This is a genomic window from Kitasatospora sp. NPDC057904 (assembly GCF_042887925.1).
In the GTDB taxonomy this organism is placed as follows: Bacteria; Actinomycetota; Actinomycetes; order Streptomycetales; family Streptomycetaceae; genus Kitasatospora.
The window spans coordinates 454050-479311 of the sequence record NZ_JBHVOL010000005.1; the positions used below are offsets into that span (position 1 = coordinate 454050).

27 protein-coding genes are annotated in these 25262 nt (G+C 73.8%); 13 read left to right on the forward strand and 14 right to left on the reverse strand.

The features are described 5' to 3' along the window. Positions 1-31: 31 nt before the first annotated feature. Complete coding sequence (locus ACFVSN_RS16490) at positions 32-604, reverse strand: tRNA adenosine deaminase-associated protein (protein ID WP_380444570.1); 573 nt, start codon at positions 602-604, stop codon at positions 32-34. 236 nt (positions 605-840) lie between these two features. Further along, a complete protein-coding gene (locus tag ACFVSN_RS16495) occupies positions 841-1077 on the reverse strand; it encodes a hypothetical protein (RefSeq protein ID WP_380444569.1) in 237 nt (78 codons plus the stop codon). Positions 1078-1239: 162 nt separating this feature from the next. On the opposite strand from ACFVSN_RS16495, the gene upp reads away from it, so the two are divergent. Further along, the gene (gene upp / locus ACFVSN_RS16500; RefSeq protein ID WP_380444567.1) at positions 1240-1875 is read left to right on the forward strand and encodes a uracil phosphoribosyltransferase; all 636 of its coding nucleotides are present in this window, start codon (positions 1240-1242) and stop codon (positions 1873-1875) included. Between the two features lie 85 nt (positions 1876-1960). Here the strand turns inward: upp and ACFVSN_RS16505 are convergent, their stop codons facing one another. Together ACFVSN_RS16505 and ACFVSN_RS16510 are read right to left on the reverse strand one after the other, a co-directional pair. After that, a complete protein-coding gene (locus ACFVSN_RS16505; RefSeq protein ID WP_380444585.1) occupies positions 1961-2644 on the reverse strand; it encodes a LytR C-terminal domain-containing protein in 684 nt (227 codons plus the stop codon). Between the two features lie 278 nt (positions 2645-2922). Then, positions 2923-3219, reverse strand: coding sequence for a type II toxin-antitoxin system VapB family antitoxin (locus ACFVSN_RS16510; protein ID WP_329927244.1), 297 nt, complete (start codon positions 3217-3219; stop codon positions 2923-2925). Between the two features lie 188 nt (positions 3220-3407). Here ACFVSN_RS16510 and ACFVSN_RS16515 point away from each other — a divergent pair, with 188 nt between their 5' ends. Then, a complete protein-coding gene (locus ACFVSN_RS16515; RefSeq protein ID WP_387955544.1) occupies positions 3408-4973 on the forward strand; it encodes a helicase HerA-like domain-containing protein in 1566 nt (521 codons plus the stop codon). 28 nt (positions 4974-5001) lie between these two features. On the opposite strand, the gene ACFVSN_RS16520 is transcribed toward ACFVSN_RS16515, so the two are convergent. Continuing rightward, positions 5002-6168: a hypothetical protein gene (locus ACFVSN_RS16520; RefSeq protein ID WP_387955546.1), complete on the reverse strand. Its 1167-nt coding sequence runs from the start codon at positions 6166-6168 to the stop codon at positions 5002-5004. Positions 6169-6266: 98 nt separating this feature from the next. Then, the gene (locus ACFVSN_RS16525; protein WP_387955548.1) at positions 6267-6938 is read right to left on the reverse strand and encodes a rhomboid family intramembrane serine protease; all 672 of its coding nucleotides are present in this window, start codon (positions 6936-6938) and stop codon (positions 6267-6269) included. A gap of 83 nt (positions 6939-7021) precedes the next feature. On the opposite strand from ACFVSN_RS16525, the gene ACFVSN_RS16530 reads away from it, so the two are divergent. Beyond that, positions 7022-7540, forward strand: coding sequence for a YbhB/YbcL family Raf kinase inhibitor-like protein (locus ACFVSN_RS16530; RefSeq protein WP_380444561.1), 519 nt, complete (start codon positions 7022-7024; stop codon positions 7538-7540). Between the two features lie 4 nt (positions 7541-7544). On the opposite strand, the gene ACFVSN_RS16535 is transcribed toward ACFVSN_RS16530, so the two are convergent. Next, a complete protein-coding gene (locus tag ACFVSN_RS16535; protein ID WP_380444584.1) occupies positions 7545-8519 on the reverse strand; it encodes a helix-turn-helix transcriptional regulator in 975 nt (324 codons plus the stop codon). A 96-nt stretch (positions 8520-8615) separates the two neighbouring features. Between ACFVSN_RS16535 and ACFVSN_RS16540 the strand changes: the two genes are divergently transcribed. Together ACFVSN_RS16540 and ACFVSN_RS16545 are read left to right on the forward strand one after the other, a co-directional pair. After that, positions 8616-10097, forward strand: a complete 1482-nt coding sequence (locus tag ACFVSN_RS16540) for an MFS transporter (protein ID WP_380444559.1) — start codon at positions 8616-8618, stop codon at positions 10095-10097. A gap of 70 nt (positions 10098-10167) precedes the next feature. Then, positions 10168-10380 carry a KTSC domain-containing protein gene (locus tag ACFVSN_RS16545; RefSeq protein WP_380444558.1) on the forward strand — a complete coding sequence of 71 codons (213 nt, stop codon included), beginning with the start codon at positions 10168-10170 and terminating at the stop codon, positions 10378-10380. On the opposite strand, the gene ACFVSN_RS16550 is transcribed toward ACFVSN_RS16545, so the two are convergent. Next, positions 10373-10999 (reverse strand): TetR/AcrR family transcriptional regulator, encoded by a 627-nt coding sequence (locus tag ACFVSN_RS16550; protein ID WP_380444556.1) that lies wholly within the window; start codon positions 10997-10999, stop codon positions 10373-10375. The genes ACFVSN_RS16545 and ACFVSN_RS16550 overlap by 8 nt on opposite strands. Before the next feature lie 103 nt (positions 11000-11102). Here ACFVSN_RS16550 and ACFVSN_RS16555 point away from each other — a divergent pair, with 103 nt between their 5' ends. Continuing rightward, complete coding sequence (locus ACFVSN_RS16555; protein WP_387955550.1) at positions 11103-11504, forward strand: DUF4345 domain-containing protein; 402 nt, start codon at positions 11103-11105, stop codon at positions 11502-11504. Positions 11505-11530: 26 nt separating this feature from the next. On the opposite strand, the gene ACFVSN_RS16560 is transcribed toward ACFVSN_RS16555, so the two are convergent. Beyond that, the gene (locus tag ACFVSN_RS16560; RefSeq protein ID WP_380444552.1) at positions 11531-12130 is read right to left on the reverse strand and encodes an HhH-GPD-type base excision DNA repair protein; all 600 of its coding nucleotides are present in this window, start codon (positions 12128-12130) and stop codon (positions 11531-11533) included. A gap of 274 nt (positions 12131-12404) precedes the next feature. On the opposite strand from ACFVSN_RS16560, the gene ACFVSN_RS16565 reads away from it, so the two are divergent. The 4 genes from ACFVSN_RS16565 (at position 12405) to ACFVSN_RS16580 (ending at position 16962) form a co-directional block, all read left to right on the forward strand. Beyond that, positions 12405-12752, forward strand: coding sequence for a DoxX family protein (locus ACFVSN_RS16565; protein WP_380444551.1), 348 nt, complete (start codon positions 12405-12407; stop codon positions 12750-12752). Between the two features lie 375 nt (positions 12753-13127). Then, positions 13128-15491, forward strand: coding sequence for a germacradienol/geosmin synthase (locus tag ACFVSN_RS16570; protein ID WP_387955552.1), 2364 nt, complete (start codon positions 13128-13130; stop codon positions 15489-15491). A 170-nt stretch (positions 15492-15661) separates the two neighbouring features. Beyond that, the gene (locus tag ACFVSN_RS16575; RefSeq protein ID WP_380444549.1) at positions 15662-16468 is read left to right on the forward strand and encodes a VOC family protein; all 807 of its coding nucleotides are present in this window, start codon (positions 15662-15664) and stop codon (positions 16466-16468) included. Next, complete coding sequence (locus tag ACFVSN_RS16580) at positions 16468-16962, forward strand: DinB family protein (RefSeq protein WP_380444547.1); 495 nt, start codon at positions 16468-16470, stop codon at positions 16960-16962. The genes ACFVSN_RS16575 and ACFVSN_RS16580 overlap by 1 nt, the downstream gene beginning before the upstream one ends. On the opposite strand, the gene ACFVSN_RS16585 is transcribed toward ACFVSN_RS16580, so the two are convergent. Together ACFVSN_RS16585 and ACFVSN_RS16590 are read right to left on the reverse strand one after the other, a co-directional pair. After that, positions 16959-17681: an ArsR/SmtB family transcription factor gene (locus ACFVSN_RS16585; RefSeq protein WP_387955555.1), complete on the reverse strand. Its 723-nt coding sequence runs from the start codon at positions 17679-17681 to the stop codon at positions 16959-16961. The genes ACFVSN_RS16580 and ACFVSN_RS16585 overlap by 4 nt on opposite strands. Before the next feature lie 56 nt (positions 17682-17737). Next, the gene (locus tag ACFVSN_RS16590) at positions 17738-18691 is read right to left on the reverse strand and encodes a MerR family transcriptional regulator (protein ID WP_387955557.1); all 954 of its coding nucleotides are present in this window, start codon (positions 18689-18691) and stop codon (positions 17738-17740) included. Between the two features lie 189 nt (positions 18692-18880). Between ACFVSN_RS16590 and ACFVSN_RS16595 the strand changes: the two genes are divergently transcribed. Both ACFVSN_RS16595 and ACFVSN_RS16600 read left to right on the forward strand, forming a co-directional pair. Then, positions 18881-20380: an alpha/beta hydrolase gene (locus ACFVSN_RS16595; RefSeq protein ID WP_387955558.1), complete on the forward strand. Its 1500-nt coding sequence runs from the start codon at positions 18881-18883 to the stop codon at positions 20378-20380. A gap of 54 nt (positions 20381-20434) precedes the next feature. Further along, a complete protein-coding gene (locus ACFVSN_RS16600; RefSeq protein ID WP_387955560.1) occupies positions 20435-21058 on the forward strand; it encodes a helix-turn-helix domain-containing protein in 624 nt (207 codons plus the stop codon). Here the strand turns inward: ACFVSN_RS16600 and ACFVSN_RS16605 are convergent. Together ACFVSN_RS16605 and ACFVSN_RS16610 are read right to left on the reverse strand one after the other, a co-directional pair. Further along, a complete protein-coding gene (locus tag ACFVSN_RS16605; protein ID WP_387955562.1) occupies positions 21055-21528 on the reverse strand; it encodes a VOC family protein in 474 nt (157 codons plus the stop codon). The genes ACFVSN_RS16600 and ACFVSN_RS16605 overlap by 4 nt on opposite strands. A 131-nt stretch (positions 21529-21659) precedes the next feature. Continuing rightward, on the reverse strand, positions 21660-22742 hold the full coding sequence (locus ACFVSN_RS16610; protein ID WP_387955564.1) for an alpha/beta fold hydrolase: 1083 nt from the start codon (positions 22740-22742) through the stop codon (positions 21660-21662). Positions 22743-22890: 148 nt separating this feature from the next. Between ACFVSN_RS16610 and ACFVSN_RS16615 the strand changes: the two genes are divergently transcribed. After that, positions 22891-23622: a TetR/AcrR family transcriptional regulator gene (locus ACFVSN_RS16615; protein ID WP_380444534.1), complete on the forward strand. Its 732-nt coding sequence runs from the start codon at positions 22891-22893 to the stop codon at positions 23620-23622. Between the two features lie 133 nt (positions 23623-23755). On the opposite strand, the gene ACFVSN_RS16620 is transcribed toward ACFVSN_RS16615, so the two are convergent. Beyond that, on the reverse strand, positions 23756-24880 hold the full coding sequence (locus tag ACFVSN_RS16620; RefSeq protein ID WP_387955566.1) for a metallophosphoesterase: 1125 nt from the start codon (positions 24878-24880) through the stop codon (positions 23756-23758). Positions 24881-25262 lie beyond the last annotated feature (382 nt).

The following is a 25262-nucleotide window of genomic DNA, read 5'->3' on the forward strand; positions in this document are numbered from 1 at the left end:
CGGCGGCGGACACCGGTCGGCCCGCTGCCCGCTACCGGACCGCTTCCAGGACCTCGCCGCAGCCGAGGGCCTCGGCGATCTCCTCCAGGGCGTCGCCCGGCACGGCGCCCTCGCCGCTGAGGGCGAGCAGCTCCTCGGAGGGCAGGCCGAACTCGGTCAGCAGGTGGGAGTCGCCGAGCGGGCCGACCGGGACGCCGCCGTGCGGGGCCGCGTCGTCGGCGGCCTCGTCGGCCTCCTCCGCCTCCTCGCTGTCCTCCAGCTCCACGACCAGGTGGTCGAGGTCGCCGAACTCGCTCTCGCCGGCCTGGTCGACCAGCTCGTCGGTGAGGACCGAGCCGTACGAGCTGCGGGCGGCGGCGGCGCCGTCCGACACGAAGATCCGCGGGTCCTCCTCACCGTCCACCCGGACGATGGCGAACCAGGCGTCCTCCTGTTCGATGAAGATCAGGACGCTGTCGTCGTCCTGCGCGGCGTCGCGGGCCAGGTCGGCCAGATCGGCCAGGGTTTCGACGTCGTCGAGCTCCGTCTCGCTCACGTCCCACCCGTCCTCGGAGCGAGCAAGCACTGCAGCGAAATACGCCACCAGGGACACTCCCAAGATCATCGGTCTCGGCTGTCGGCGCGCACGGGCGACGCGAACATCTGGCCGCCCCCGCGCCAGAGGCGGTCCGCTGTTCGGACCGTCCCATCGGAATCGTGACAGAAAGCCCGCCCTCGCGGGGGGTGTTCGGCAGCGCGTCTTTGCAGGTCGTGTCGGAAGCGTCGGCCGGCGGCCGGCCGCGCGCCGCCCCGACCGTCCGGGGACGGCCGAACGGCGGACCCGGGCCCTCCGGAACCGCCTCAGATCCGGAAGGTTCGCATCCGCATCGCTTCGCGCATCCGACGCTCCTTGGTCCGCCTGGGCTGGACCCGCTCCCGCAGCTCGCGCGCCTCGGTGAGCTCGCGGAGGAAGACGGCCCGCCGCTTGCGGCGCTCCGCCTCGGTCTCCTGGGGGCTCGCGGGCGGGCCCGCGCGGCCGCCCGAGGGGCCCCTGGGCTCCTCCGCCGAGCCGTCCCCGGCCTTCGGGTTGCTCGTCATAAGACGTGACATTCCCAGAACGGCCCGGTTGATACCACGGCGACCGGTTCCGTCCTGACATTCGCCGTGCGTCACGGCGTGTCATGGCAGAGTGAGCCCCGCCGCGCGCCGCGGGCCCGCGGCGTGTCGTACAGGCGTCCAGGGCCGGGCTAACCTCGGTACATGCGTCTCCACGTCGTCGACCACCCCCTGGTCGCCCACAAGCTCTCCACCCTGCGCGACGAGCGCACCGACTCGCCGACCTTCCGTCGCCTGACCGACGAGCTGGTGACCCTCCTCGCGTACGAGGCCACCCGGGACGTCCGCACCGACGAGGTGGAGGTCACCACGCCGGTGGCGGTCACCACCGGCACCCGCCTCAGCTACCCCCGTCCGCTGGTGGTCCCGATCCTGCGCGCCGGCCTCGGCATGCTGGACGGGATGACCCGCCTGCTGCCGACCGCCGAGGTCGGCTTCCTCGGCATGGTCCGCAACGAGGAGACCCTGGAGGCCTCCACCTACGCCACCCGGATGCCGGACGACCTCTCCGGCCGCCAGGTCTACGTGCTCGACCCGATGCTGGCCACCGGCGGCACCCTGGTCGCGGCGATCAGGATGCTGATCGAGCGCGGCGCCACCGACGTCACCGCCGTGGTCCTGCTGGCCGCGCCGGAGGGCGTCGAGGTGATGAAGCGGGAGCTGGCGGACCTGCCGGTCACCGTGGTCACCGCCGCCCTGGACGAGCGCCTGAACGAGAACGGCTACATCGTCCCCGGCCTCGGCGACGCGGGCGACCGCCTCTACGGCACCGCCGGCTGACGCACGATCCCCCGAACGACCGAGAGCCCCCCGGCGCACTGCCGGGGGGCTCTCCGCGTCCGAGTGCGCCGTGCGCGCCGCGCGCTCAGCAGCTGCCGGTGGCGGTCGGGGTGGGGGAGGGCTTGGTGGCCAGGGCGAGCGCGGCGGCGGCCTGGGTCTCGTCCAGGAGGGCGTTGTAGCTGTCGCCGATGACGAAGTCCACGCTGGCGTCGGTCCGCGCGTCGGCGGTGGCGGTGGCCCCCGCGATCTGCGAGCTGAGCAGGGTGGACGCGCCGGCGCCGGCCGGGCCGGCGATCACCTGGGCGGTGCCGGGCACCTTCTTGTCCAGCTCGGCCGGGGCGTTGCCGACCTTGCCGATGGTGAAGCCGCGCTTCTTCAGCTCGTCGGCGGTCCGTCCGGCGAGGCCGGCCTTCGTGGTCGCGTTGTAGACGTTCACGGTGATCGTGGCCGGCTGCGGGATCGCGTGCGGGTCGCCCGGCGCGCCGGCCGGCGCGCCGGAGGCGGCGGGTGCGCCCGGCGTGGCCCCCGGGGTGGGGGCGGCCAGCGCCTTGCCGGAGGGCGTGGCGCAGGCCTGCGCGCTGGTGTGCTTGTTCTTGCCGGTGAAGATGTCGTAGAGCTGCACGCCGCCGAGTCCGATGAGGGCCAGCGCGAGCAGCGCCGCGAGCCCGGCGATCACCTTGCGGCTCTTCTTGGGCGGCCGGCCGAGACGCGGATAGGCGTTGCCGGTGACGCGGTACTGCTTCCCCTTGAGGCCTTGGGGAGTCAACATGCTCACGGTTTGTCTCCCCCTCGGTGCCGGGGCGGGGTCGGGATGACACGGGATCTCGGGATGACGACGAGTCGGCCGGAGGGGTCGGTTCCCCAGGTCGCGGCCGTAGTCAGCAGATTAGTGCCCGTTGCCTGCGAAGGTACTAAACGATCATCATCTGGAGTACCCGGCTACCCGAAAGGGTGTACGAGAGGGGCGTGCGGAGGCGCCCGGGTACGACGGGACCGCCCTCCGCCTCGGCGGCGAGGGGGCGGTCCGGAAGCGTGCGGGCGGGCCCGTCACTCCATGTCGAGGACACGGGCGTGCAGCACCTGGCGCTGCTGCAGCGCGGCCCGTACGGCCCGGTGCAGCCCGTCCTCCAGGTAGAGGTCGCCGCGCCACTTCACCACGTGGGCGAAGAGGTCCCCGTAGAAGGTCGAATCCTCGGCCAGCAGGGTTTCGAGGTCGAGCTGGCCCTTGGTGGTCACCAACTGGTCGAGTCGCACCGGGCGCGGGGCGACGTCGGCCCACTGGCGGGTGCTGGTCCGGCCGTGATCCGGGTACGGCCGCCCATTGCCGATGCGCTTGAAGATCACACGGAAAGCCTACCGTTCGGACGGCGGATGGCGCAGCAGCCGCGACGCCGCCACGCGCTCGGGTGTGAACTGCGGGTGGATGTTTGCGGCTGTTTGATGGGAAATGTCGCGAACTTCGCCCACGATTTCCGACCGGGTTCCGCCCCATTGGCGCGGCCCGGTCCCGCTCTGCCCAGGAGTGTGCCCCGATGTCCTCCGCCCTCACCCCGCCGGCCGTCCGGGAGATCGCCGACGGGTACGCCTTCACCGGGCCCGCCCTCGACCTCGGTGCGGTGCTCCTGGACGGCACGGCCTACCCCGACGCCCAGGTGCGCATCCCGCTCGCCGTGCTCAACCGGCACGGGCTGGTCGCGGGCGCGACCGGCACCGGCAAGACCAAGACCCTCCAGCTGATCGCCGAACAGCTCTCGGCCCAGGGCGTGCCGGTGTTCCTCGCCGACGTCAAGGGGGACGTCTCCGGGGTGTCCGCGCCGGGCGCGCCGAGCGAGCGCGCCGCCGCGCGGGCGGCCGAGGTCGGCCAGGAGTGGACGGCCACGGGCTGCCCCGCCGAGTTCTTCTCGCTCGGCGGCGAGGGCACCGGTATCCCGGTCCGGGCCACCGTCACCAGCTTCGGGCCGCTGCTGCTGTCCAAGGTGCTCGACCTGAACGAGACCCAGGAGTCCTCGCTCAGCCTGGTGTTCCACTACGCCGACCGGGCCGGCCTGGAGCTGTACGACCTCAAGGACCTCACCGCCGTCATCGGCTTCCTCACCTCCCCCGAGGGCAAGGAGGAGCTGCGGACCGTGGGCGGGCTCTCGTCGGCCACCGCCGGGGTGATCCTGCGCGCCCTGACGGTGCTGGAGAACGAGGGCGCCGGGGCGTTCTTCGGCGAGCCCGAGTTCGACACCGCCGAGCTGCTGCGCACCGCGGCGGACGGCCGGGGCGTCGTCTCGGTGCTGGAGCTGCCCGCGGTGCAGGACCGGCCGCGGCTGTTCTCCACCTTCCTGATGTGGCTGCTCGCCGACCTCTACCAGGAGCTGCCCGAGGTCGGCGACCTCGACAAGCCCAAGCTGGTGTTCTTCTTCGACGAGGCGCACCTGCTGTTCAAGGGCGCGTCCAAGGCCTTCCTGGAGGCGATCACCCAGACCGTGCGGCTGATCCGCTCCAAGGGCGTCGGGATCTTCTTCGTCACCCAGACCCCGAAGGACGTGCCCGCCGACGTCCTCGCCCAGCTCGGCAACCGGGTGCAGCACGCGCTGCGCGCGTTCACCCCGGACGACGCCAAGGCGCTCAAGGCGACGGTCTCCACCTTCCCCCGTTCGTCGTACGACCTGAGCGAGGTGCTGACCTCGCTCGGCACCGGGGAGGCCGTGGTGACCGTCCTGTCGGAGAAGGGCGCGCCGACGCCCGTCGCCGCGACCCGGCTGCGGGCGCCGCAGTCGCTGATGGGGCCGGTCGACGAGGGCGCGCTCCGGGCGCTCGTGGACGCCTCGCCGCTGACGGCGCGCTACCGGGACGCGATCGACCGCGAGTCGGCGTACGAGAAGCTCGCGGCCCGGGCGGCGCGCGCCGAGCCCGCGCCGGCGCCCGTCCCCGAGCCGTCGCGCGACGCGGCGCGGGAGGCGGGGCGGGCCGGCGCGCAGGCCGGGGCGGGCGGGCTGCTCGGCTCGCTGCTGAACAACCCGACGGTGAAGTCGCTCGCGCGCTCGGCCGGGAAGCAGCTCGGGCAGGAGATCTCGCGCAGCCTGTTCGGGACGTCCAAGCGGCGGCGGTAGGGCCGCCGGTGGGGGCCGCCGGTGCGGCCTACGCGCGGAGCGCGGCGCCGATCCGGTCGAGCGAGGACAGGCGCATCAGGCCGTAGTTGTAGAACTCGACCTCGGGGACGCCGAGTTCGCGCAGGACGGCGAGCTTGGCGGCGAGGTTCTCCGGGCCGTCGCAGTCCGAGGACATCGGGCGCAGGATCACCGCCATGTCCTGCGGGCGGACGCCGTGCAGGGCGAAGGCGGCGATCTTCTCCCGGACGGCCTCGGGGGTCCTCGCGTAGCCGAGCGTCTCGATCTGGTCCGCGGCCCCGGCGAGCGCGGGCAGGTCGATGCCGGACAGCCAGCCCTTGCCGGGGCCGCCGCCGTCCATGAAGCTCAGCCGCATGCCGTGGCGACGGGCCTGCGCGGACAGCTCGGCGGCCAGCGAGGTGACCGTCGCGGCGGAGGCGTCCACGTAGGCGGCGAACGCGCCGTCCGCGAGCTCGTCCAGCGCACCGGGCTCGGCGGCGGCCCCCTCGTCGGCGAGGCGGCGGCGCAGCTCGGTGCGCACGGCCTCGGCGACCTCGTCGGCCGGGACGCCCGCGCCGGCGGCGGCCGTGCGGCAGTGCGGGCAGAAGCAGACGCCGAGCAGCGCCTCGGCGACGGGACCGAGCTCCTCGAAATAGCGTTCGTGGTGGTAGCCGTGGCGCAGGCCGTGGAAGTGCAGCGACTCGGCCCGGACCGCGTCCACGCCGTAGCGCGCCAGGTCGGCGACGAGGGTGTGCGCGTACTCGCGGACCTCAGGGTTCGCCGGGCACAGCTCGGTGAGGTGGCGGTCGCCGAAGGCGTTGGCCGGGGCGCAGTCGGGGTGGGCGAAGCCGAGCCGGTCGTTGTGGCAGAACACCGTCCAGGCGTGCAGCCCGAGGCCGCGGCGGCGGGCCTCGGCGGCGGCCTCGGCGAACGGGTCGCGCTCGCCGATGGCGGTGGACGGGACGGGCGCGAGGCGGCGGCCCCGCCAGCGGGCCGGGTCGGGGCGGAAGTAGGCGGCGCCCGGTTCCAGGTAGCGGACCACCCGGCGGGGGTTGTGCGGGAAGACGTCCCGGGCCTCGTGGTAGACCGAGGCGAGGGTGACGCCGCCGACCCCGGCACGGTCGGCGAGGTTGCCGAAGAAGGTGTCGGGGCCCTCGTCCAGCAGGTCGGTGGCGAAGGCGAGGACGGACGACTGCACGGTGCGGCTCCGGAGCAGGGGGCGGGGGCGCCGTCCACGCTAGCCGCAGGGGTTCGGATTGGTCTATACCTGGCCGGTCGGGCACTGCGCCGGACGGGCTAGAGGCCCAGGTCGTCCAGCTCCTTGAGCAGGGCGGAGCGGGAGTCGGCGGGTGCGGGTGCGGGTGCGGGTGCGGGTGCGGGCGCCGGCTTCGGTGCCGCCTGGTCGCGGAGCAGGACGGCGGCGGCCAGTCCGCCGGCCAGCCCGCCGAGGTGGCCCAGCCAGCTGACGCCGTGGGCGACCGGCAGCACGCCGATCAGGATGGTCCAGTAGACCGCGGCGACGCCGAGGCCGACCACCGCGTCCAGCACGTTGCGGTCGAGGACCCCGCGCAGCACCACGTAGCCGAGGTAGCCGTAGACCATGCCGCTCGCCCCGGCCGTCACGGTGTTCGGGCTCTCCAGCAGCCAGACCGTGAGCCCGCCGGAGACCACGATCACCAGGCTGGCCAGCAGGAACTTGCGCATGCCCCGGTAGGCGGCCAGGAAGCCGAGCACGAACAGCGGCCAGGAGTTGGAGACGATGTGGTCCCAACTGAAGTGCAGGAACGGCATGGTGAACATCTCGGGCAGGTCGCCGACCCGTTCCGGGCGCAGACCGAACTCCCGGGACAGGTCGTAGTCGTCCAGCCAGTTCAGCACCTGCACGGACCAGATGACGGCCTGGATCCCGAGCATGGTGAACAGCGCGCGGCGGGAGTCCGAGAGCAACCGGGCGAATTTCGAGGCCATGACGTCGACTTTAGGGGCGACCGGATCGGACGTGCACCCCGTTACAGTGACCGGTGTCATCCCGATCGTGAGAGGTGCACGCCATGAGTGTCCGTCCGCCGCTTCCGTACGAGTTCCTGCCGCAGGTGCCGTCCTTCCCGCTGACCAGCGCGGACCTCACCGAAGGCGGCACGCTGGCACGGGAGTTCATCCACGCCGGCGGCAACCTCTCGCCGCAGCTGTCCTGGTCGGGCCTACCGGAGGGCACCCGCGGCATCGCCGTCACCTGCTACGACCCGGACGCGCCGACCGGCTCCGGCTGGTGGCACTGGCTCGCGCTGAACCTGCCCGCCGGCACCACCGAACTGCCGCGCGGCGCGGGCTCCTCGGACGACGCCCTGCCGGGCGCGGCCTCCTTCCACGGGCGCAACGACTTCCCGGGCAACCGGTACGACGGCGCCGCCCCGCCGCCCGGCGCCCCGCACCGCTACGTCTTCGCGGTGCACGCGCTCGACGTCGAGAAGCTGGACGTCTCGGCCGACACCCCGCCGGCCCAGGTCGGCTTCCACCTCACCTTCCACACCCTCGGCCGGGCGCTGCTCACCGCCGAGTTCGGGGTCTGACGGCTCAGGGAGGACCGGCCAGGTCGGCCGCGCGGGTGGCGCGGCCGGCCAGGGTGCGCAGGTGGGCGATCAGCTCCGGGGGCTCGTGCACCTCGAACTCGCAGTCGAGCAGCAGCAGTCCGGACGCGAGCCACTTGAGCGAGTCGCCCCGGGAGTGCAGCCGGCAGGTGCGGTCGTCGATCGGCTCGATCCGGTACTCCCCGGTCCACGGCATCCAGCGGTCGACCTCGTCGGCGGGGCGGTGCACGGTGGCGACCATGCGGTACGCCGTGTTCCGGCGGCGCAGCTTGTCGGCCACGAACGCGGCGGCGTCCTCGGCGGGCAGCGGGCGCGGGGTGAAGCGCGCGCCGGTGGCGAAGGGCTCGCGGAGCCGGTCGACCCGGAAGAGCCGCCAGTCGTCCCGGTCCAGGTCGAAGCCGACCAGGTACCAGCGGCGGCCGGTGGAGACCAGGCGCTCGGGCTCGACGTTGCGGCGGGTCTCGGCGCCGTCGCGGGCCCGGTAGGCGAAGCGCAGGCGCTCGTGGTTGGCGACGGCGCCGGCGAGCAGGGTGAGGTCGTCCGGGTCGACGGTCGGGCCGTCGCCGGTCATCAGCGGCACGGTGGCCGTGTTGAGCGCGCCCACCCGGTGCCGGAGCCGTCCGGGCAGTACCTGGAGCAGCTTGCCCAGGGCCCGGACGGACGCCTCCTCGATGCCCACCACCGCGTGCCCGGCCGCGGCCCGCAGCCCGACCGCGATGGCGACCGCCTCCTCGTCGTCCAGCAGCAGCGGCGGCATCGCCGTCCCCGCGACCAGCCGGTAGCCGCCGATCGCGCCCATCGTCGCCTGCACCGGGTAGCCGAGGTCGCGCAGCCGGTCGATGTCGCGCCGGATCGTCCGGGCGCTGACGCCGAGCCGCTCGGCGAGCTCGCTGCCGGGCCACTCGCGCGGGGTCTGCAGCAGGGAGAGCAGGTTCAGCAGACGGGCCGGGGTGTCGGTCATGCCGTCCAGGATGCCGGAGAACTGGGACAGGATCTGGCCTACATGCCCCCTACCGTCGTCCACGTGCCGACGAGCGAGACGAACGAGGAGCGTGTGATGAGCACAGTGGACACCGACCGGCGGAGGTGGATCGCGCTGGCGATCGTGATGGTCGCCTCCTTCATGGACCTGGTGGACGTGACGATCGTCAACATCGCCGTCCCCAGCATCCAGGAGGACACCGGCGCCTCCTTCAGCGCCATCCAGTGGGTGACCGGCGGCTACGCGCTGGCCTTCGCGATCGGCCTGATCACCGGCGGGCGCCTCGGCGACATCTACGGCCGCAAGCGGCTGTTCCTGATCGGCATCGGCGGCTTCACGCTCGCGTCCGCGCTGTGCGGCCTGGCCACCGGGCCGGACATGCTGGTCGCGATGCGGGTGCTCCAGGGCGGCACGGCGGCCCTCATGGTGCCGCAGGTGCTCTCGATCATCCACGCGACCTTCCCGGCGGAGGAGCGCGGCAAGGTGTTCGGCATGTTCGGCGCGGTGGTCGGCCTGGGCGCCGTCTCCGGGCCGCTGATCGGCGCGCTGCTCACCGAGTGGGACCTCCTCGGCCTGGCCTGGCGGCCGATCTTCCTGATCAACCTGCCGGTGGGCCTGGCCGGCCTGCTGGCCGGGCGCCGCTTCATCAGCGAGTCGAAGGCCGAGAAGGCGCTCAAGCTCGACCTGGTGGGCGTGGCCCTCGCGAGCGTCGGCCTGCTGATGCTGATCTACCCGCTGACGCACGGGCGGGAGGCCGGCTGGCCGCTCTGGGGCTACCTGTCGATGGCCGGCAGCCTCGTGGTGTTCGCTCTGTTCGTGGTGTACGAGAAGGCCAAGGCCCGGCGGGACGGCTCGCCCCTGGTGGAGCTCTCGCTGTTCCGGGTGAAGTCCTTCGCGGCCGGGATCGGCGTGCAGCTCACCTTCGGCGTGGTCTGCGGGATCTTCTTCCTGGTGTGGACCCTCTACATGCAGATGGGCCTCGGCTGGAGCCCGCTGAAGGCCGGCTCGACCGGCATCCCGTTCTCGCTCGCGGTCTCGACGGCCGCCGGGCTGTCCGTGCAGAAGCTGGTGCCGCGGTTCGGGCGCCGGGTGCTGCAGACCGGCGCGCTGGTGATGGCGGCGGGCGTGCTCACCTACATCTGGGAGGCGCACCGCTACGGGACGGCGATCGCGCCCTGGCAGATGGCGCTGCCGCTGGTCGTGATGGGCCTCGGGATGGGGCTGATCGTCGCGCCGATCACCGACGCGATCCTGGCGGAGGTGCCGCGCGAGCACGCCGGGTCGGCGTCGGGCCTGATCAACACCGTGCAGCAGGTGGGCAACGCGCTCGGGCTCGGCCTGGTGTCGGTGGCCTTCTTCGGGGCCATGGACGACGTCGTCGCGCCGACGGCGGTGGGGGACGCGTTCAGCGGGGCCTTCGTCCACGCGATGTGGTGGGTCGCGGGGGTGCTGGTGGTGGTGTTCCTGCTGATGTTCGCGCTGCCGCGCCGGAAGGCCGTCGCCGCGGGTGCGGAGTCGGACGCGGCCGTCGGGGCCCGGGAGCCCGAGCTGGTCTGACGGTTCCGTGCGGACGAGGGCCCCGGTCGCGATGCGCGGCCGGGGCCCTCGTGCGCACACTGGACGGGTCATGGACCGTACGGCGGTGGAGTCCTCGGTGCTGCGCTCGGTCGGGTACGACCGCCCGGCGCGGCGGCTGGAGCTGGAGTTCCTCGGGGGGCGCGTGTACGAGTACGCGGCCGTGCCGGCCCGGGTGCACCGCGAGTTGATGGCGGCGGACAGCCACGGCCGGTTCTTCGTCCGGCGGATCCGGGGGCGCTACGCCTATCGGCGGCTCAGCTGACGTCCCCGGCGGTGCGCGGCCAGTCGGGGGCCGGGTCGACCGGCAGCAGCGGGCGGAGGGCGCCGATGCAGCCGCCGATGCACGCGTCGCGGAGCTCGGTGCGGGTGCAGGTCTCCTCGGTGAGCCAGTCGACGACCAGGACCTGGACGAACACCAGCCAGCTGCGCAGGACTTGGGACACCGCCGCGCGGGTGCCGTCGTCGGCGAGGGGGAGCACGCCGAGGAGGCGGGCGCGCAGGGCGTCGAGCTCGTCGGTCATGATCGTCTGGATCACCGGGTCGCCGGCCAGCACGCGGTTCGCGGCGAGGACGGCGTGCCGGTTGGCGACGAAGTAGTCGAGGTGCGCGTCCATGCCCTCGACCAGTTGCTCGACGAGCGTGTCGGCCGGGTCGAAGCGGGACTTGCCCAGCAGCTGGTCGGCGGCCTGCTGGTAGACGGCGGCGAAGAGGTCCCGCTTGCCCGGGAAGTGCCGGTAGAGCAGGGCGCGGGAGACGCCCGCCTGCGCGGCGACCTCCTCCATCAGCACCTCCTCGTAGGGCCGGGCGGCGAAGAGCCGGGCTCCGACGGAGAGGAGCTGGGCGCGGCGGTCGGCGGGGGAGAGGCGCTGGCGTGGTGGCACGGGTGAAGACTACTTGACACGTGTCTACTAACGGGTGCCTCATGGAAGTAGACACGTGTCAACCAAGCGGCACGCGTCAACCGAGGCATGGGGTGGGTGCGTCATGGCCAAGGCACTGCGGGCGCTCGTGTGGACGATGGGGATCGCGTGCGTGGCGATCGGCCTCGGACACGTGCTGGTGGGCAACGCCGTGCTCCCCGGCGAGGAGCACGCCGGGGCGACGATCGACAGCTGGGGCCGCTTCATGGGCGCGATCTTCGCCGGGTACGGCGCCGCCTGGATCCGGCTCGCCCGGCAGGCGACGATCCCGGCGCGCACCGTCCGGTGGCTCGCCGGCGTGTTCCTGCTCGGAGGCGCCGGGCGGCTGCTGTCGCTCGCGGCGACGGGCTGGCCGGGCGCGTTCCAGGCCGCGCTGGCCGCGCTCGAACTCGGGCTGCCGCCGGTGTACTTCTGGCTGGCGGACGCCGACGAGCGCCGGACCGCGGCCGGTCCGGCGGTGGCCTGAGCCGGTCCGGTGGGCGGTCGGGCGGCTCAGCGCGCCTTGGCGGTGGCCTTGGCCTCCTTCGCGGCGCGCTTCGCCTCCTGCTTGAACTCCCGTACCAGGACGAGCGATTCGGGCCCGGTGATGTCGGCGACCGAGCGGTGCGCGCCCTCGTCGCCGTACGCGCCGGCCGCCTCGCGCCAGCCGTCCGGCCGCACGCCGTACTGCTTGCCGAGCAGTGCCAGGAAGATCTGGGACTTCTGCTTGCCGAAGCCGGGGAGTGCGTTGAGCCGGCTCAGCAGCTCCTTGCCCGTCCTGGCGTCCTTCCACAGCGCGGCGGCGTCGCCGTCGTACTGCGCCACGAGGAACTGGCAGAGCTGCTGCACCCGCTTGGCCATCGCGGCCGGGTAGCGGTGCACGGCCGGCTTCGCGGAGAGCAGGGCCACGAACTCCTCGGGGTTGTACGTGGCGATCTCGTGGGCGTCCAGGTCGTTCCGTCCGAGCCGCTGGGCGATGGTCAGCGGGCCGGTGAACGCCCACTCCATGGGCACCTGTTGGTCCAGCAGCATGCCGACGAGCGCGGCGAGCGCGCTGCGTCCGAGCAGTTCATCGGCCTCGGGCTGCTGTGCGAGCCGAACGGTGACGTCCATGGGGCCCTCCTCGGAGTGAATCGGTCGGGTAGGCGCCCAGTCTGGTCGACGGGGTGGGAGGGGTGGTGGTCAACACGCCCGTAGGAGGGGAAGTCTTGGGGATCGAGGCCATGGCGGACCTGGTTTGTTCGTTGGCGTAGCGGTTGTTGGGGGCGTCCGGAGCCAACACCCCACCCCTGGACGGAACATTTTTTCCCCGTGGCGGTCACACTCTCCGCTTCCGGCGGGTCGAAGGAGTGTCGGACCAACCAGCCACCGAGTGGGGAGCACTTCAATGTCCGTGGCCTACGTCATCGTCACCGTCCTCGGCGCCGTCATGGCCGGATTCTCGGCCGGCTCGGTCTTCGCCGGAGCGAAGTACGTCGTCGAGCCGCTCGCCCAGTACGGCGTCCCGCGCAGCTGGTGGGTCTGGCTCGGGATCGCCAAGGCCGCGGGCGCGGCCGGCCTCCTGGTGGGCCTCCTCGTCCCGGGGGTCGGCCGCCTCGCCGCCGTCGGCCTGATCCTCTACTTCGTCGGTGCCGCGCTCACCGTCGTCCGCGCCCGCCACTACGCGCACGTCCCGTTCCCGCTGGTCTACCTCGCGCCGGTGGCGGCTTCGCTGGTCCTCGGTCTGGCGGCCTGAGCGGCCGGTGCCGCGGTGCGCGGCCGGTGCCGCGGTGCGCCTCCCGGGAAGGACGGGCCGAACTCGGCCCGTCCTTCCGGCCGTTCGGGGTGGTGGGGGCTCGTGGGTGGTGCGTGCGTGGTGAGGACGTGGCGCCGGTGGCGTGTGCCCGGTGGGTGTGCGCTCCGCTGGGCGGGTGGTTGTGGCGGATGGTGCGGGTGGGGCTCCCGATCCCGCACGGGTGAGCCACCGTTGGCCGGTCGCTCGGGCGGAAGTTCGACCGGGGGTTCGAGCACGTGGGTCATCTCATATGACTGTTCTTGTTGTGCCGGTGCCGGGCCGGGAGCGCGCGTCATCCTTGGTCCAAGTCGACGCGTCCAGAAAGGCTCGCCCGCCGTGACCCAGCCGTTCGAACTGCCGTCCTTCTACGTGCCGCACCCGGCACGTCTCAACCCCCATCTCGACGGGGCCCGGGCCCACTCCTCCGACTGGGCGCGGGAGATGGGCATGCTGGAGGGGTCCGGGATCTGGGACCAGGAGGACCTCGACGCCCACGACTACGGTCTGCTCTGCGCCTACACCCACCCCGACGCCTCCGCCGAGGCGCTGTCGCTGGTCACCGACTGGTACGTGTGGGTCTTCTTCTTCGACGACCACTTCCTCGACATGTACAAGCGGACCAACGACCGCGAGGGCGGCAAGGCGCACCTCGACCGGCTGCCGCTGTTCATGCCGGCCGACCCGGCCGCCCCGGTCCCCGAGCCGGAGAACCCGGTCGAGGCGGGCCTGGCCGACCTCTGGCGGCGGACCGTGCCGGCGATGGGCGAGGACTGGCGGGTCCGCTTCGCCGAGAGCACCCGGAACCTGCTCGACGAGTCGCTGTGGGAGCTCTCCAACATCAACGCCGGCCGGATCGCCAACCCGGTCGAGTACATCGAGATGCGCCGCAAGGTCGGCGGCGCGCCGTGGTCCGCGCAGCTGGTCGAGGTGGCCGCCGGGGCCGAGGTGCCGAAGGAGGTCTCGGGCTCGCGCGCGCTGCGGGTGCTGATGGACGCGTTCGCCGACGCCGTGCACCTGCGCAACGACATCTTCTCCTACCAGCGGGAGGTGGAGGACGAGGGCGAGCTGAGCAACGGCATCCTGGTGCTGGAGCGGTTCCTGGAGTGCTCCACCCAGGAGGCCGCCGAGGCGGTCAACGACCTGCTCACCTCACGGCTCCAGCAGTTCGAGAACACCGTGTTCACCGAACTGCCCGTGCTGTTCGCCGAGACCGGGCTCGAACCGATCGGCCGCGCCAAGGTGTTGACGTACGTCAAGGGGCTGCAGGACTGGCAGTCGGGCGGGCACGAGTGGCACATGCGGTCGAGCCGCTACATGAACGGCGGGGGCATGAACGGCGGGGGCGCGGCGGCGGAACCGGAGTCGGAGTCGGAGTCGGTCGAGTCCCTTGACGCCCGGGCCGGGTGGGACCCGTTCGCGATCGGCGGGATCGGCACGTCGGCGCTGGACCTGGTGCGCGGCGGCGGGCCCCGGCCGGAGGTGCCGGCGGCGCCCGTCGGGCCGGGCGCGGTGGATCCCGCGGTGCGGCGGGCGCGTTCGCACGGCCACGTGCCGTTCCAGCACGTCGGGCCGTCCCGGCTGCCGGAGTTCAAGGTGCCGTTCCCCCTGACCCTGAACCCTGATCTGGCGGGCGCGCGCGACCGGGCCGTCGAATGGGCCCGGCGGATGGGCCTGTTGGACGACCTGCCGGGCGTCCCCGGGTCCGCGCTCTGGACGGCCGAGTCCACCCGCGACTACGACCTCCCGCTCTGCATGGCGGGCATGCACCCGGACGCCACGGCCGCTCAACTCGACATCGGCTCGGCCTGGTTGCTCTGGGGCACCTGGGCGGACGACTACTTCCCCCGGGTCTACGGGCGCACCCGCGACCTGGCCGGTGCCAAGCTCGCTGTCGAGCGGCTGCCGCTGTTCATGCCGGTCGACGACGGCGGCCCGGCGGCGGAGCCGGCCACCGCCCTGGAGCGGGGCCTGGCCGACATCTGGGAGCGGACGGCGGGGCCGATGACCGCCGATGCCCGGCGGACGCTCCGCAGCAGCATCGAGGACATGCTCCACAGCTGGATCTGGGAGATCTCCAACCAGGTGCAGCACCGCATCCCGGACCCGGTCGACTACCTGGAGATGCGCCGGGCCACCTTCGGCTCCGACCTCACAATGAGCCTCAGCCGGATCGGCCACGGGCAGACCGTGCCGCCCGAGGTGTACGAGCACGGCGTGATGCGCTCGCTGGAGAACTCGGCGGCCGACTACGCCTGCATGATCAACGACCTGTTCTCGTACCAGAAGGAGATCGAGTACGAGGGCGAGGTGCACAACGTCGTCCTGGTGGTCCAGAACTTCTTCGGCTGCGACTACCCGTCGGCCGTCCGGATCGTCGACGACCTGATGCACTCGCGGCTCGCCCAGTTCCAGCACGTCGCGGCCGAGGAGCTCCCGGTCCTGTACGACGACCTCGGGCTCGACGACGCGGCGCGCGAGCTGCTCGGCGGGTACGTCGGGGAACTGGAGAACTGGATCGCGGGGATCCTGAACTGGCACCGGGGGTGCCGCCGGTACACCGAGGACGACCTGAAGCGGCACTTCGGGCGTGAGGGGCACGACGCGGCGCGGGCGGAGGTGCCGCGGCTGGGCGTGGTGCCCGGCGGGCCGACGGGGCTGGGCACGTCGGCGGCCCGTGTGGCGTCGGCGCTGGTCGGGTAGCCGGCGCGGGCGAGGGCCCCGGTCCGGGGCGTGGTGCGGCCGGTCGGGACGGGCTCCGACCGGCCGCGCCGTGTGCGGGCGCGCGGGCGGCGAGGGGACTGGCTAGGGTGACGGAATGGGGGCGAACCGGGCGTAAATGCCACGCGAGAGCCGTACGAGAGGGCAGACAGATGGCCGCGCTACCTGAAGGCACACCCTGCTGGGCCGACGCGATGTTCACCGACCTGGAGGGCGCCAAGACCTTCTACGGCGACGTCCTGGGCTGGACCTTCGGCGAGAGTTCGTCGGAGTTCGGCAACTACACGCAGGCCTACTCGGACGGCAAGGCCGTCGCCGCCGTCGTGCCGCCGATGTCAGGCCCGGACGGTACCCAGGCCCCGTCCGCCTGGTGCCTGTACCTCGCCTCGCCGGACGCCGCCGCCACCGCCGAGAAGATCCGCGGCAACGGCGGCGAGGTGCTGATGGGCCCGATGCAGGTCGGCGAGTTCGGCACGATGGTGATCGCGAAGGACCCGGGCGGCGTCGTGTTCGGCGTCTGGCAGGCCGGTACCCACGAGGGCTTCGAGAAGCAGGGCGAGCCCGGCGCGTACTGCTGGGCCGAGGTGGTGACCCGCGACCCGGCCGGGGCGGACGGGTTCTTCCCCGCGGTCTTCCCCTACGGCGTGCAGAAGATGGACACCGAGCAGGTCGACTACAAGATCTTCCGGCTCGGCGAGCAGCCGGTGCTGGGCCGGATGGCGATGGGTCCGGCCGACCTGCCGCCCGAGGTGCCCTCGTACGTGAGCGTGTACTTCGCGGTGGCCGACGTCGACGCGGCGCTCGTCCGGCTGCGCGCGGGCGGCGGCGCCGTGCACATGGAGCCGATGGACAGCCCGTTCGGCCGGTTCGCGGTGGTCGGCGACCCGCAGGGCGCCGCCTTCGGGATCATCGACACGGGGACGACCGCCGGCGACCTGCCCACCCTGGCGGACGCCTGATGGGCGAGCGCGAGGACCTCGTCGCGACGCTCGGCAAGCACCGCGGCTTCCTGCGGTACACCGTCCGCGACCTCACCGACGAACAGGCCGCCCGGCGCACCACGGCCAGTGAACTGTGCCTGGGCGGCCTGATCAAGCACGTCGCCGCGGTGGAGGCGCGCTGGATGCGGTTCGCGGTCGGCGGCGCCGAGGAGATGCGGCGCGGCGGCGGCTCGCAGGACGACTGGGCCGCGATGTTCCGGATGCTCGACGGCGAGACGCTCGCCGGGCTGCTCGCCCGCTACGAGGAGGTGGCCCGGGAGACGGACGAGCTGGTCCGGACGCTGCCGGACCTCGACCTCGCGCACGAGCTGCCGAAGGCGCCGTGGTTCGAGCCGGGGGCGACGTGGTCGGTGCGGCGCGTCCTGCTGCACGTCCTCGCCGAGACGGCGCAGCACGCGGGGCACGCGGACATCCTGCGGGAGTCCTTGGACGGCGCGAAGACGATGGGTTAGCCGGCTTCCGGCTCCAGCCGCAGACCGAGGAGTTCGCGCAGCGCGCGGTCCCCGTCCGGCGTGACGCGCAGGGCCCGGCCGGAGCCGATCCGCTGTACCCACGCGCGCTCCAGCGCCGTCCGGCAGAGCGCCGCGCCCAGCGCTCCGCCGAGGTGGGTGCGGCGTTCCGTCCAGTCCAGGCAGGTGCGGACCACCGGGCGGGCGCCCCTGCCGCCCGCCCGGGGCGGCAGGTCGATGGCCTGCTCGGCGAGCCAGCCGAGGCCGTCCCCGGTGAGGGCGAGCCCGGCGTCGTCGCTGACCAGGCCGCGGTCGAGCATGGCGTCGGCGACGGCCACGCCGAGGCGCCCGGCCAGGTGGTCGTAGCAGGTGCGGGCGCGGGCCTCGGCGCTGCGGCGGGTGGCCTCGCGGAGGGTGCCCGGGGCCGGCCCGCTTCCGCCGGCGGCGTCCCCCGCCGCCGTCTCGGCGAAGACCGTGAGGTCCTCGATCAGCGTGGCGACGGCGGGCCCGGCCAGCCGGACGTACCGGTGCCGCCCCTGCCGCTCCTCGGCGAGCAGGCCGCCCGCGATCAGGCGCGACAGGTGCTCGCTCGCCGTGGACGGCGCGACGCCAGCGTGCCGGGCCAGCTCGCCGGCCGTCCAGGCGCGGCCGTCGAGCAGCGCGCCGCAGAACGCGGCGCGGGTGGGGTCGGCGAGCAGGGCGGCCAGCTGGGCGAGCGACATGCCTCCATGGTCGCGCGGAGTCGTTTCGGCCGGGGCCGAAACGGTGGCAGGCCTCTTCAGGCGGCTGCCGCCAGCTGCCCCGCCAGCGCCGCCCGCAGCCAGGCGTGCGCCCGGCCGAGGGTGGGCTCGTCGGGTGTGGTCAGTACGCCGGCGAGCTCCCAGTAGCGCGCGATCACCGGGTCGTCGGTGACGTCGAGCATGACCCGCAGCCGGCGCCGGAAGTCCGGCGTGTCCCGGACGGAGCGGGAGGCGGCGTGGGCGGCGACGAAGTTGTCGAGCGCCCCGCCGTCGTACGGGTCCCGGCCGGCGCGCAGCTCCGCCGAGGCCAGGTCGTAGGCCTCGCCGAGCCCCTCGTAGAGCACGGCGGGCCGGTACTCGTGGTCCGTGCGGGCGAGTTCGTTCGGGCAGCCGCCCTTGCCGGTGGCGGAGTGGCTCGGGCCCGAACAGCCCTGGGAGACGAGCGCGTTCAGCCGGGCGAACGCCAGCACCTGGTCGGGCGCCGGGTCCGCCGGGGGCTGCGGGACGGCCGCGTCGACGATCGCGGCGGTCAGCCGGGCGGGCATCCGGAGCGGCAGCGCGCGCCGCCAGAAGCGGGCCAGCGGGGTGGTGTCCGGCGGGGTGGTCAGCCCGCCGATGAGCGTCAGGCGGTCGGCGCGCTCCTCGGGCGGGCACTCGTGCAGCAGCCGCAGGGCGGCCTCCCGCCAGCGCAGGGCGGTGAGTTGGGAGCCGAGCTCGCGCAACTGCCGGGCCACCGCGTCCTCCAGGGCGTCGCCCAGCCCCCCGTCCTGCTCCAGCAGCCGGCCGACCTCCGGGACGGGCAGGTCGAGCGTGCGCAGCGAGCGGATCAGCCGCAGCCGCTCCAGCGCGTCCGGCCCGTACCGCCGGTGGCCGCCGGAACTGCGCCCGGCTTCGGGCAGCAGGCCGCGGTCGGAGTAGAAGCGGACGGTCTTGACGGTGACGCCCGCGTGCTCCGCGAGCTCACCAATGCTCCACAGGACGGCCGGTGGCAAGGCTTGAACCTCCCTCAGGGGGAGTTCCTACGGTACCCGCATCGCCCGGCCGGACGGGGGTCGGCCGGGTGATCACCGGCGTTGTCGGGCGACCGCCTGCGACTGCCTGCGACTGCCTGCGACTGCCTGCGACTGCCTGCGACGCCGGGTGACGCCGGGTGACGACGAACGACGAGGAGGAGATGCGACATGACCGCATTCGTGCTGGTACCGGGCCACTTCACCGGGGGCTGGATCTGGCGGGAGGTGAGCGCCCGGCTCCGCGCGGCCGGCGCCGAGGTGCACGAGGCGACGCTCGCCGGCGGGGGCGGTGCCGGCCTGGAGGCCCACGTCGAGGACGTCCTGCGCCTGATCGACGCCGCCGCCGACCCCGAACTCGTCCTGGTCGGCCACGAGTACGGCATCCACCCGGTGCTCGGCGCCGCCGACCGGCGGGCGGACCGCCTCACCCGCATCGTCTACCTGGACGCCGGCCTGCCGGTGGACGGCGACCGGGCCGTCCAGCTCGTCCCCGACCAGCTCGCCCGCGAGGTGCTGACCGACCCGGCCCGCCGGCCCGCGGACGGCCTCCTCCCGGCGCCCGGCCGGGGCGAGTGGCACCGCTGGGGGAGCACCGACGGCCTCACCGCCGAAGCGCTGGACCGGCTCACCGGGCTGGCCACCGCGCAGCCCGTCGCCAGCCTCACCGAGCCGCTGCGGCTGTCCGGCGCCGTCGCCTCGGTGCCGACCACCGGGATCCTCTGCACCTCGGGCGGCGTCACCATCGCGAGCGTCGAGGCCATGGTGCGCACGGGCATGCCGCAGTTCCGGTTCCTGGCCGACCCCCGGGTGGGCTTCTTCGACCTCGACACCGGCCACTGGCCGATGCTCTCCCGCCCGGAGGAGCTCGCCGACCTCCTGCTCAGGGCCGCCGCCGGCGAGGGCCACCGGATCGCCCCGCCGCCCGCCGCCGAGGCGCCGGTGTTCTCGCGCCCGCACGTCCTGGACACCCCGGAGCACCCGCTGCCGGACTGCGCGCACGAGCGGGCCGGGAACCTCGACGTCTACCTGCCGGAAGCCGAAGGCCCGTTGCCCGCCGTGCTGTTCGTCCACGGCGGCCCCGTCCCCGCCGGCACCCGGCCCACCCCGCGCGACTGGCCGGTGTACGTCGGCTACGGCCGGTACGCGGCGAGCCTCGGCGTCGTCGGCGCGACGGTCGAGCACGGCCTGGACGAGCTCTACGGGTACCCGCGGGCCGCCGACGAGATCGCCGCGGCCGTCGAGGCGCTGCGCGCCCACCCGCGCGTGGACGGCGACCGGATCGCGCTCTGGTTCTTCTCCGGCGGCGGCCTGCTGACCACCGACTGGCTCGCCGAGCCGCCGTCCTGGCTGCGCTGCCTCGCCGCGAACTACCCCGTCCTCGCGCCGCTGCCCGGCTGGGAGGCCGTCGACCGGCGCTTCCGCCCGGCGGAGGCGGTGGCGGGGGCGGGCCGGCTGCCGATCGTGCTCACCCGGGCCGGGCTGGAGGCGGACGCGATCGCGGCGACGGTCGCCGGGTTCGTCGCGGCGGCGGGGGAGCACGAGGCGGCGCTGGAGGTGATCGACGTCCCGAACGGGCACCACGGCTTCGAGCTCGCCGACCACACCGACGAGGTGCGGGACGCCGTCGCCCGCGCCGCCGCCTCCGTCCTGCGGCACCTGCGGGCGTAGCCCTCGGGCCTTCCGCGCGTGGCCGTCCGTGCTTCCGGGCGTAGCCTTCGAGGCGTGGCCCCCGAGTACGCCGAGCGCGCGTCCCGCCTCCCCGGTGCGGTGGTGTGGACGCGCGCTGCGGTGCTGCCCGCTCCCTCCGCCGCGCCGGTCCTGCCCGACGGCTGCATGGACCTGCTGTGGACGGCGGGCCGGCTGCTCGTCGCGGGCCCGGACACCCACGCCTTCCGCCCCGGGCCCGGGCTCGCCGGCCCCTGGGCGGGCGTCCGCTTCTACCCCGGTACGGCCCCCGCGCTGCTCGGCGTCCCCGCCCACGAGCTGCGCGACCGACGCGTCGACCTGGAGGACCTCGCCCTGCGCCTCGCGTCCGACGCCGGGCCCGCCGACCCGCTGCTGCGCGCCGTCGTCGCGTCCCTCGCGGCGGGCCGGTCCGTCACGGCGACCGCCGAGCGCGTCGCCCTCGGCGAACGCCAGCTGCACCGCCGCTCGTTGAGCGCCTTCGGCTACGGCCCGAAGACCCTCGCCCGCATCCTCCGCCTGCAGCGCGCCCTCGCCCTGGCCCGCTCCGGCGTCCCCTTCGCGGACACCGCGGCCCGGACGGGCTTCGCCGACCAGGCCCATCTGGCGCGCGACGTAAGGGAGTTGACTGGGATGCCGCTGACCGACCTGGTCCGAGGCTAGGGGGTGTCCTCGGTGAGGACGGCCAGCAGGTCGACGCTGTTGCCGTCGGGGTCGTGCACCGAGGCGTACCGCTGGCCCCAGAACGCGTCGAACGGCTTCAACTCCCCGTGGTACCCGGCTCCGACGAGGTCCTCGTACACCGCGTCCACGTGCGCGGGGCTCTCGCAGCGGAACGCGAGCCCAGTCCGGCTGCCGCCGGTCGGGGGCCGCCAGTCCGGGTGGAAGGAGCGGATGGTCGACTCGGCGTCGAGCACCAGGAGCAGTCCGCCCGGCAGCTCCGCCTCGACGTGCGGCTCGTGCTCGGCCCCGTCGGGGAACAGGAGCCCGAGCCGCCGGTAGAAGGCGACCGAGGCGGCCATGTCGGAGACGGCGATGCCGACGAACGCGAACCTCGGTGCCGGCGTGGTGCTTTTCGTGCTGCCGGTGCCGCTCGTACTGCTCGTGCTGATCGTGCTGTTCTCGCTGTTCATGCCCGTCACGCTAGGCGGCGGTGCGGGCGCCCGTCTTGAAGGAAACGGACACTCTCCCGGCGTTGGCGTTGGCGTTGGCGTTGGCGTTGGCGTCGGCGTCGGCGTTGGCGTTGGCGTCGGCGCCGGCGGCCTCAGCGGGCGGCGAGTTCGCCCGTGACGACCGGCCGGACCTTGGTGAGCATGAGCTCCAGGAACTGCTCCGGCTCGCGGAAGGACGCGAAGTGGCTGGCGTTCCGGATCAGGGCGAAGTCCTTGACCGGCGCGCTGACGGCGTCGAAGAGGCGGCGGGCCGGCGCGGGCGGGGTGAGGACGTCGCTGTCGCCCTGGAAGACGAAGAACGGGAGCGCGAAGTCGGTGCCCTCGGCGTACTCGTCGACCGCCATCGCCTGCGGGCCCAGCTGCTCGGCGAAGGTCATGCCCTTCAGGTACGTCCGCAGCTCGCGCAGCGTGTGCAGCGGCGAGAACCAGAGCGAGCGGACCACGACGGTCTTCATGGTGTCGAAGGTCAGCGGGTCGGTGGTGACGACCAGCTTGTTGAACTCCGACCACTGGTGGGTGCTCCACGCCGTGGCGTCCGGGCCCATCGCGGTGACGGCGGCCAGCTCCTTGCGCTTGCCGCCCGCCCGGAGCCGCTCGACCAGGGCGTCGTACGCGGGGTGCGGGCGGCCGCCGGCGAGGACGTTCTGGTCGGTGCCGACGTAGGCCGAGTACAGCTCGGGGTGGTTGCGGGCCAGGCGCAGGCCGAGCACGGTGCCGATCGAGTTGGCGACCAGCAGCACCTTCGGCACGCCGAGCCGGGCGCGGACGTACTCGGTGACCTCCAGCGCGTCCCGGTACAGCCGGTCGAGGCTCATCTCGCCCTGCCCCTCCGGGCCCCCGTGGCCGAAGGTCTTGCCGCCGCCCCGCATGTCCCAGCGGATGATCGTGAAGTGCCGCTCCCAGGCCCGGGTGCGGGGGACGAACGGCAGGTTGGAGGCGCCGGGGCCGCCGTGGATCTCCAGCACCACCGGGTTGTCGAGGCTCTCGCCGCGGACGGAGACCCACTGGTCGATGCCCCCGATGCGGACGAACCCGGACTCGTCGATGCCCTTCGGCGACGTGATGCGCATCCGCTCGGCGGCGGCGTGGCGCTTGAGCCCCCGGTAGCCGAGGAGCCCGGCGACGGGGGCGGCGAGCGCGGTGGCGGCGGAGGCGGCGATGACGGTGGCGAGCATGGTGGTTCCCCCAACTGTTTATGGCATCAGCAGTTCGATGTGTTTAAGGTATATACAGTTCCTGTCGGGTGTCAACGGCCCGGCCGGACCGGGCACGGGAACCGGACCCGACACGAGGCACGGGAACCGACACGAGGAGGAGGGCCGCATGGCCAAGGAGAAGGTGCGCGACCTGCGCGCGGGCGTCGCGCTGCTGTGGGGCGAGCAGGACCGACCCACCCGGGGTCCCAAACCGAGCCTCACCCCGGGCCGGATCGCCGAGGCCGCGGTCGGGCTGGCGGACGCCGAGGGCCTGGAGGCCGTCTCCATGAACAAGGTCGCCGCCGGGTTCGGGATGTCCGCGATGGCGCTCTACCGCTACGTGCCCGGCAAGGCCGAACTCGTCGAGCTGATGGTCGAGTCCGTCCTCGCCGACGCCCCCGACCTCACCACGGCCGGCCCTGACTGGCGCCCGCGGATCGTCGCCTGGGCACGCGCGTCCGAGCAGGTCCACCGCAGCCACCCCTGGCTACTGGCCGCCACCGCGATGCGCCACCAGCTCATGGGCCCCAACCAGCTCGGCTGGCTCGACGCCGCCCTCACCGCCCTGGCCCCCACCGGCCTGACCGCCGCGCAGCAGCACCGCGTCTTCGTCCTCGTCGCCGGATACGTGCGCACCCACGCGCAACAGCAGCTCGACTTCGACGAGGCCCACAGCCGCGAATGGGCCCACCTCACCGGCGAACTGCTCACCCGGCAGCCCGACCGCTTCCCCGCCCTGACCGCCGCCCTCGCCGCCGGTGCCTTCGCCCCCGGCGACGCCGCCGCGCCGACGGACACCCTCCGGTTCGGCCTGGACCGGATCCTCGACGGCGTCCAGGTCCTGATCGACCGCACCTGATCGACCGCACCTGATCGACCGCGCCTGACCGATGGCGCCTGACCGATGGCGCCTGACCGATGGCGCCTGACCGACGACGAAGGGCTCGGACCGCGACGTGCGGTCCGAGCCCTTCGCCCGCCTCGGAGTTCGCTTACGCGGCGCCCGAGCGCAGCGTGAGCACGGTGATCTCGCTGGGGGCGAAGACCCGGAAGGGCGGTCCCCAGAAGCCGGTGCCCCGGCTGGTGTAGAGCTGGGTGCGCTCCCCGTGCCGGCTCAGGCCGTGGACCACCGGCTGGTCGATCCGGACGAGGAAGTTGAACGGCCAGATCTGGCCCCCGTGGGTGTGCCCGGAGACCTGCAGGTCGATGCCGGCGGCCGCGGCCTGCGGGACGTACTTGGGCTGGTGGGCGACGAGCAGCACCGGCAGGGCGGGGTCCGCCCCCTCCAGCGCGCCGGTCAGGTTTGCGCGGTGCCCGGCCAGGCCGGAGGACTCCGCGGTCACGTCGTCCACGCCGACGAGCACGAGGGCGTCCCCGCCGCGCTCCACCACGACGTGCCGGTTGTGCAGCGGCTCCCAGTCCAGGTCCGCCATGCGGTCCAGCCAGCCCTGGGCCTCCCCGCCGTACTCGTGGTTGCCCGTGACGTAGACCCTGGCCAGTCTCGACCGGATCGTCCCGAGCGGCGCGGACTGCTCCCGGCGCTGGGCCGGTGTGCCGTCGGCGATGTCGCCGGCGTGGACCACGACGTCCGCGTCGAGCGCGTTGACCACCCCGGCCACCCGCGCCGACCAGCCCGCCCGGTCGATCGGCCCGTAGTGGGTGTCCGCCAGCACCACGACCCGGGTCCCGTCCAGACCCCCGCCGAGCCGCGGGACGTGGACGTCCAGCCGCTTCACCCGGGGCACGCGCATCGCCTCGTAGTGCCCCCAGCCCAGCAGCCCGGCAGAGACCACGGCGACGGCCAGGGCCACGGTCCTGGCCCGCCCGGCCCCGCCGACGTCGAGCCCGCCCAGCACGAGGTTCACCAGACCGCCCAGCACCGACCAGGTCCACAGCACCCAGACGACGCCGAGGCTGGTGTCCGCGACCCGGGCGGCCCGGTCGGCCCGCCGCGACCCGTGGCCCGCGACCATCAGGAAGGGGAAGGAGAGCAGCCAGGCCGCGAAGACGGCGGTGCCGGCCAGGAAGACCTGGAACGGCCAGTCGGCCCCGGAACCGAACAACGTCCACCAGGGCGGAAGGCACAGGACGACGAGAACGCCGACGAGTACGGCCACCCGCCGCCCGACACCCCGCCGCCGCCTCCCGTCCCGGGTGCCCCCGGACTCCTCACTGCCCAGCCGAGGCTCCGCCTCCGACCCGATGGATCCACTCTCGACCACTGCGCCGCCCCTCACGTCTCTGCCCCCATCATCCGCCACGCACCACCGGCCGGGAGGGCCTCGGGGCGCACGAACGGCGGCCGAGACCCGGCGCTTCCGCTGAAGCGCTCCAGCGGAAGCGCCGGATCGGGCTGAGTGACGCGGGTTGAGTGCCGTGGGGATATCGGGGCGGGGCGGGCCGGCCCCGGGCGTAGCTCCAGGCCGTGGGCAGCTACCCGCGAAGCGGCGCCGAGTACTGACGCGCGGTCCGCTCCGGACGGACCACAGACCCTCGGCG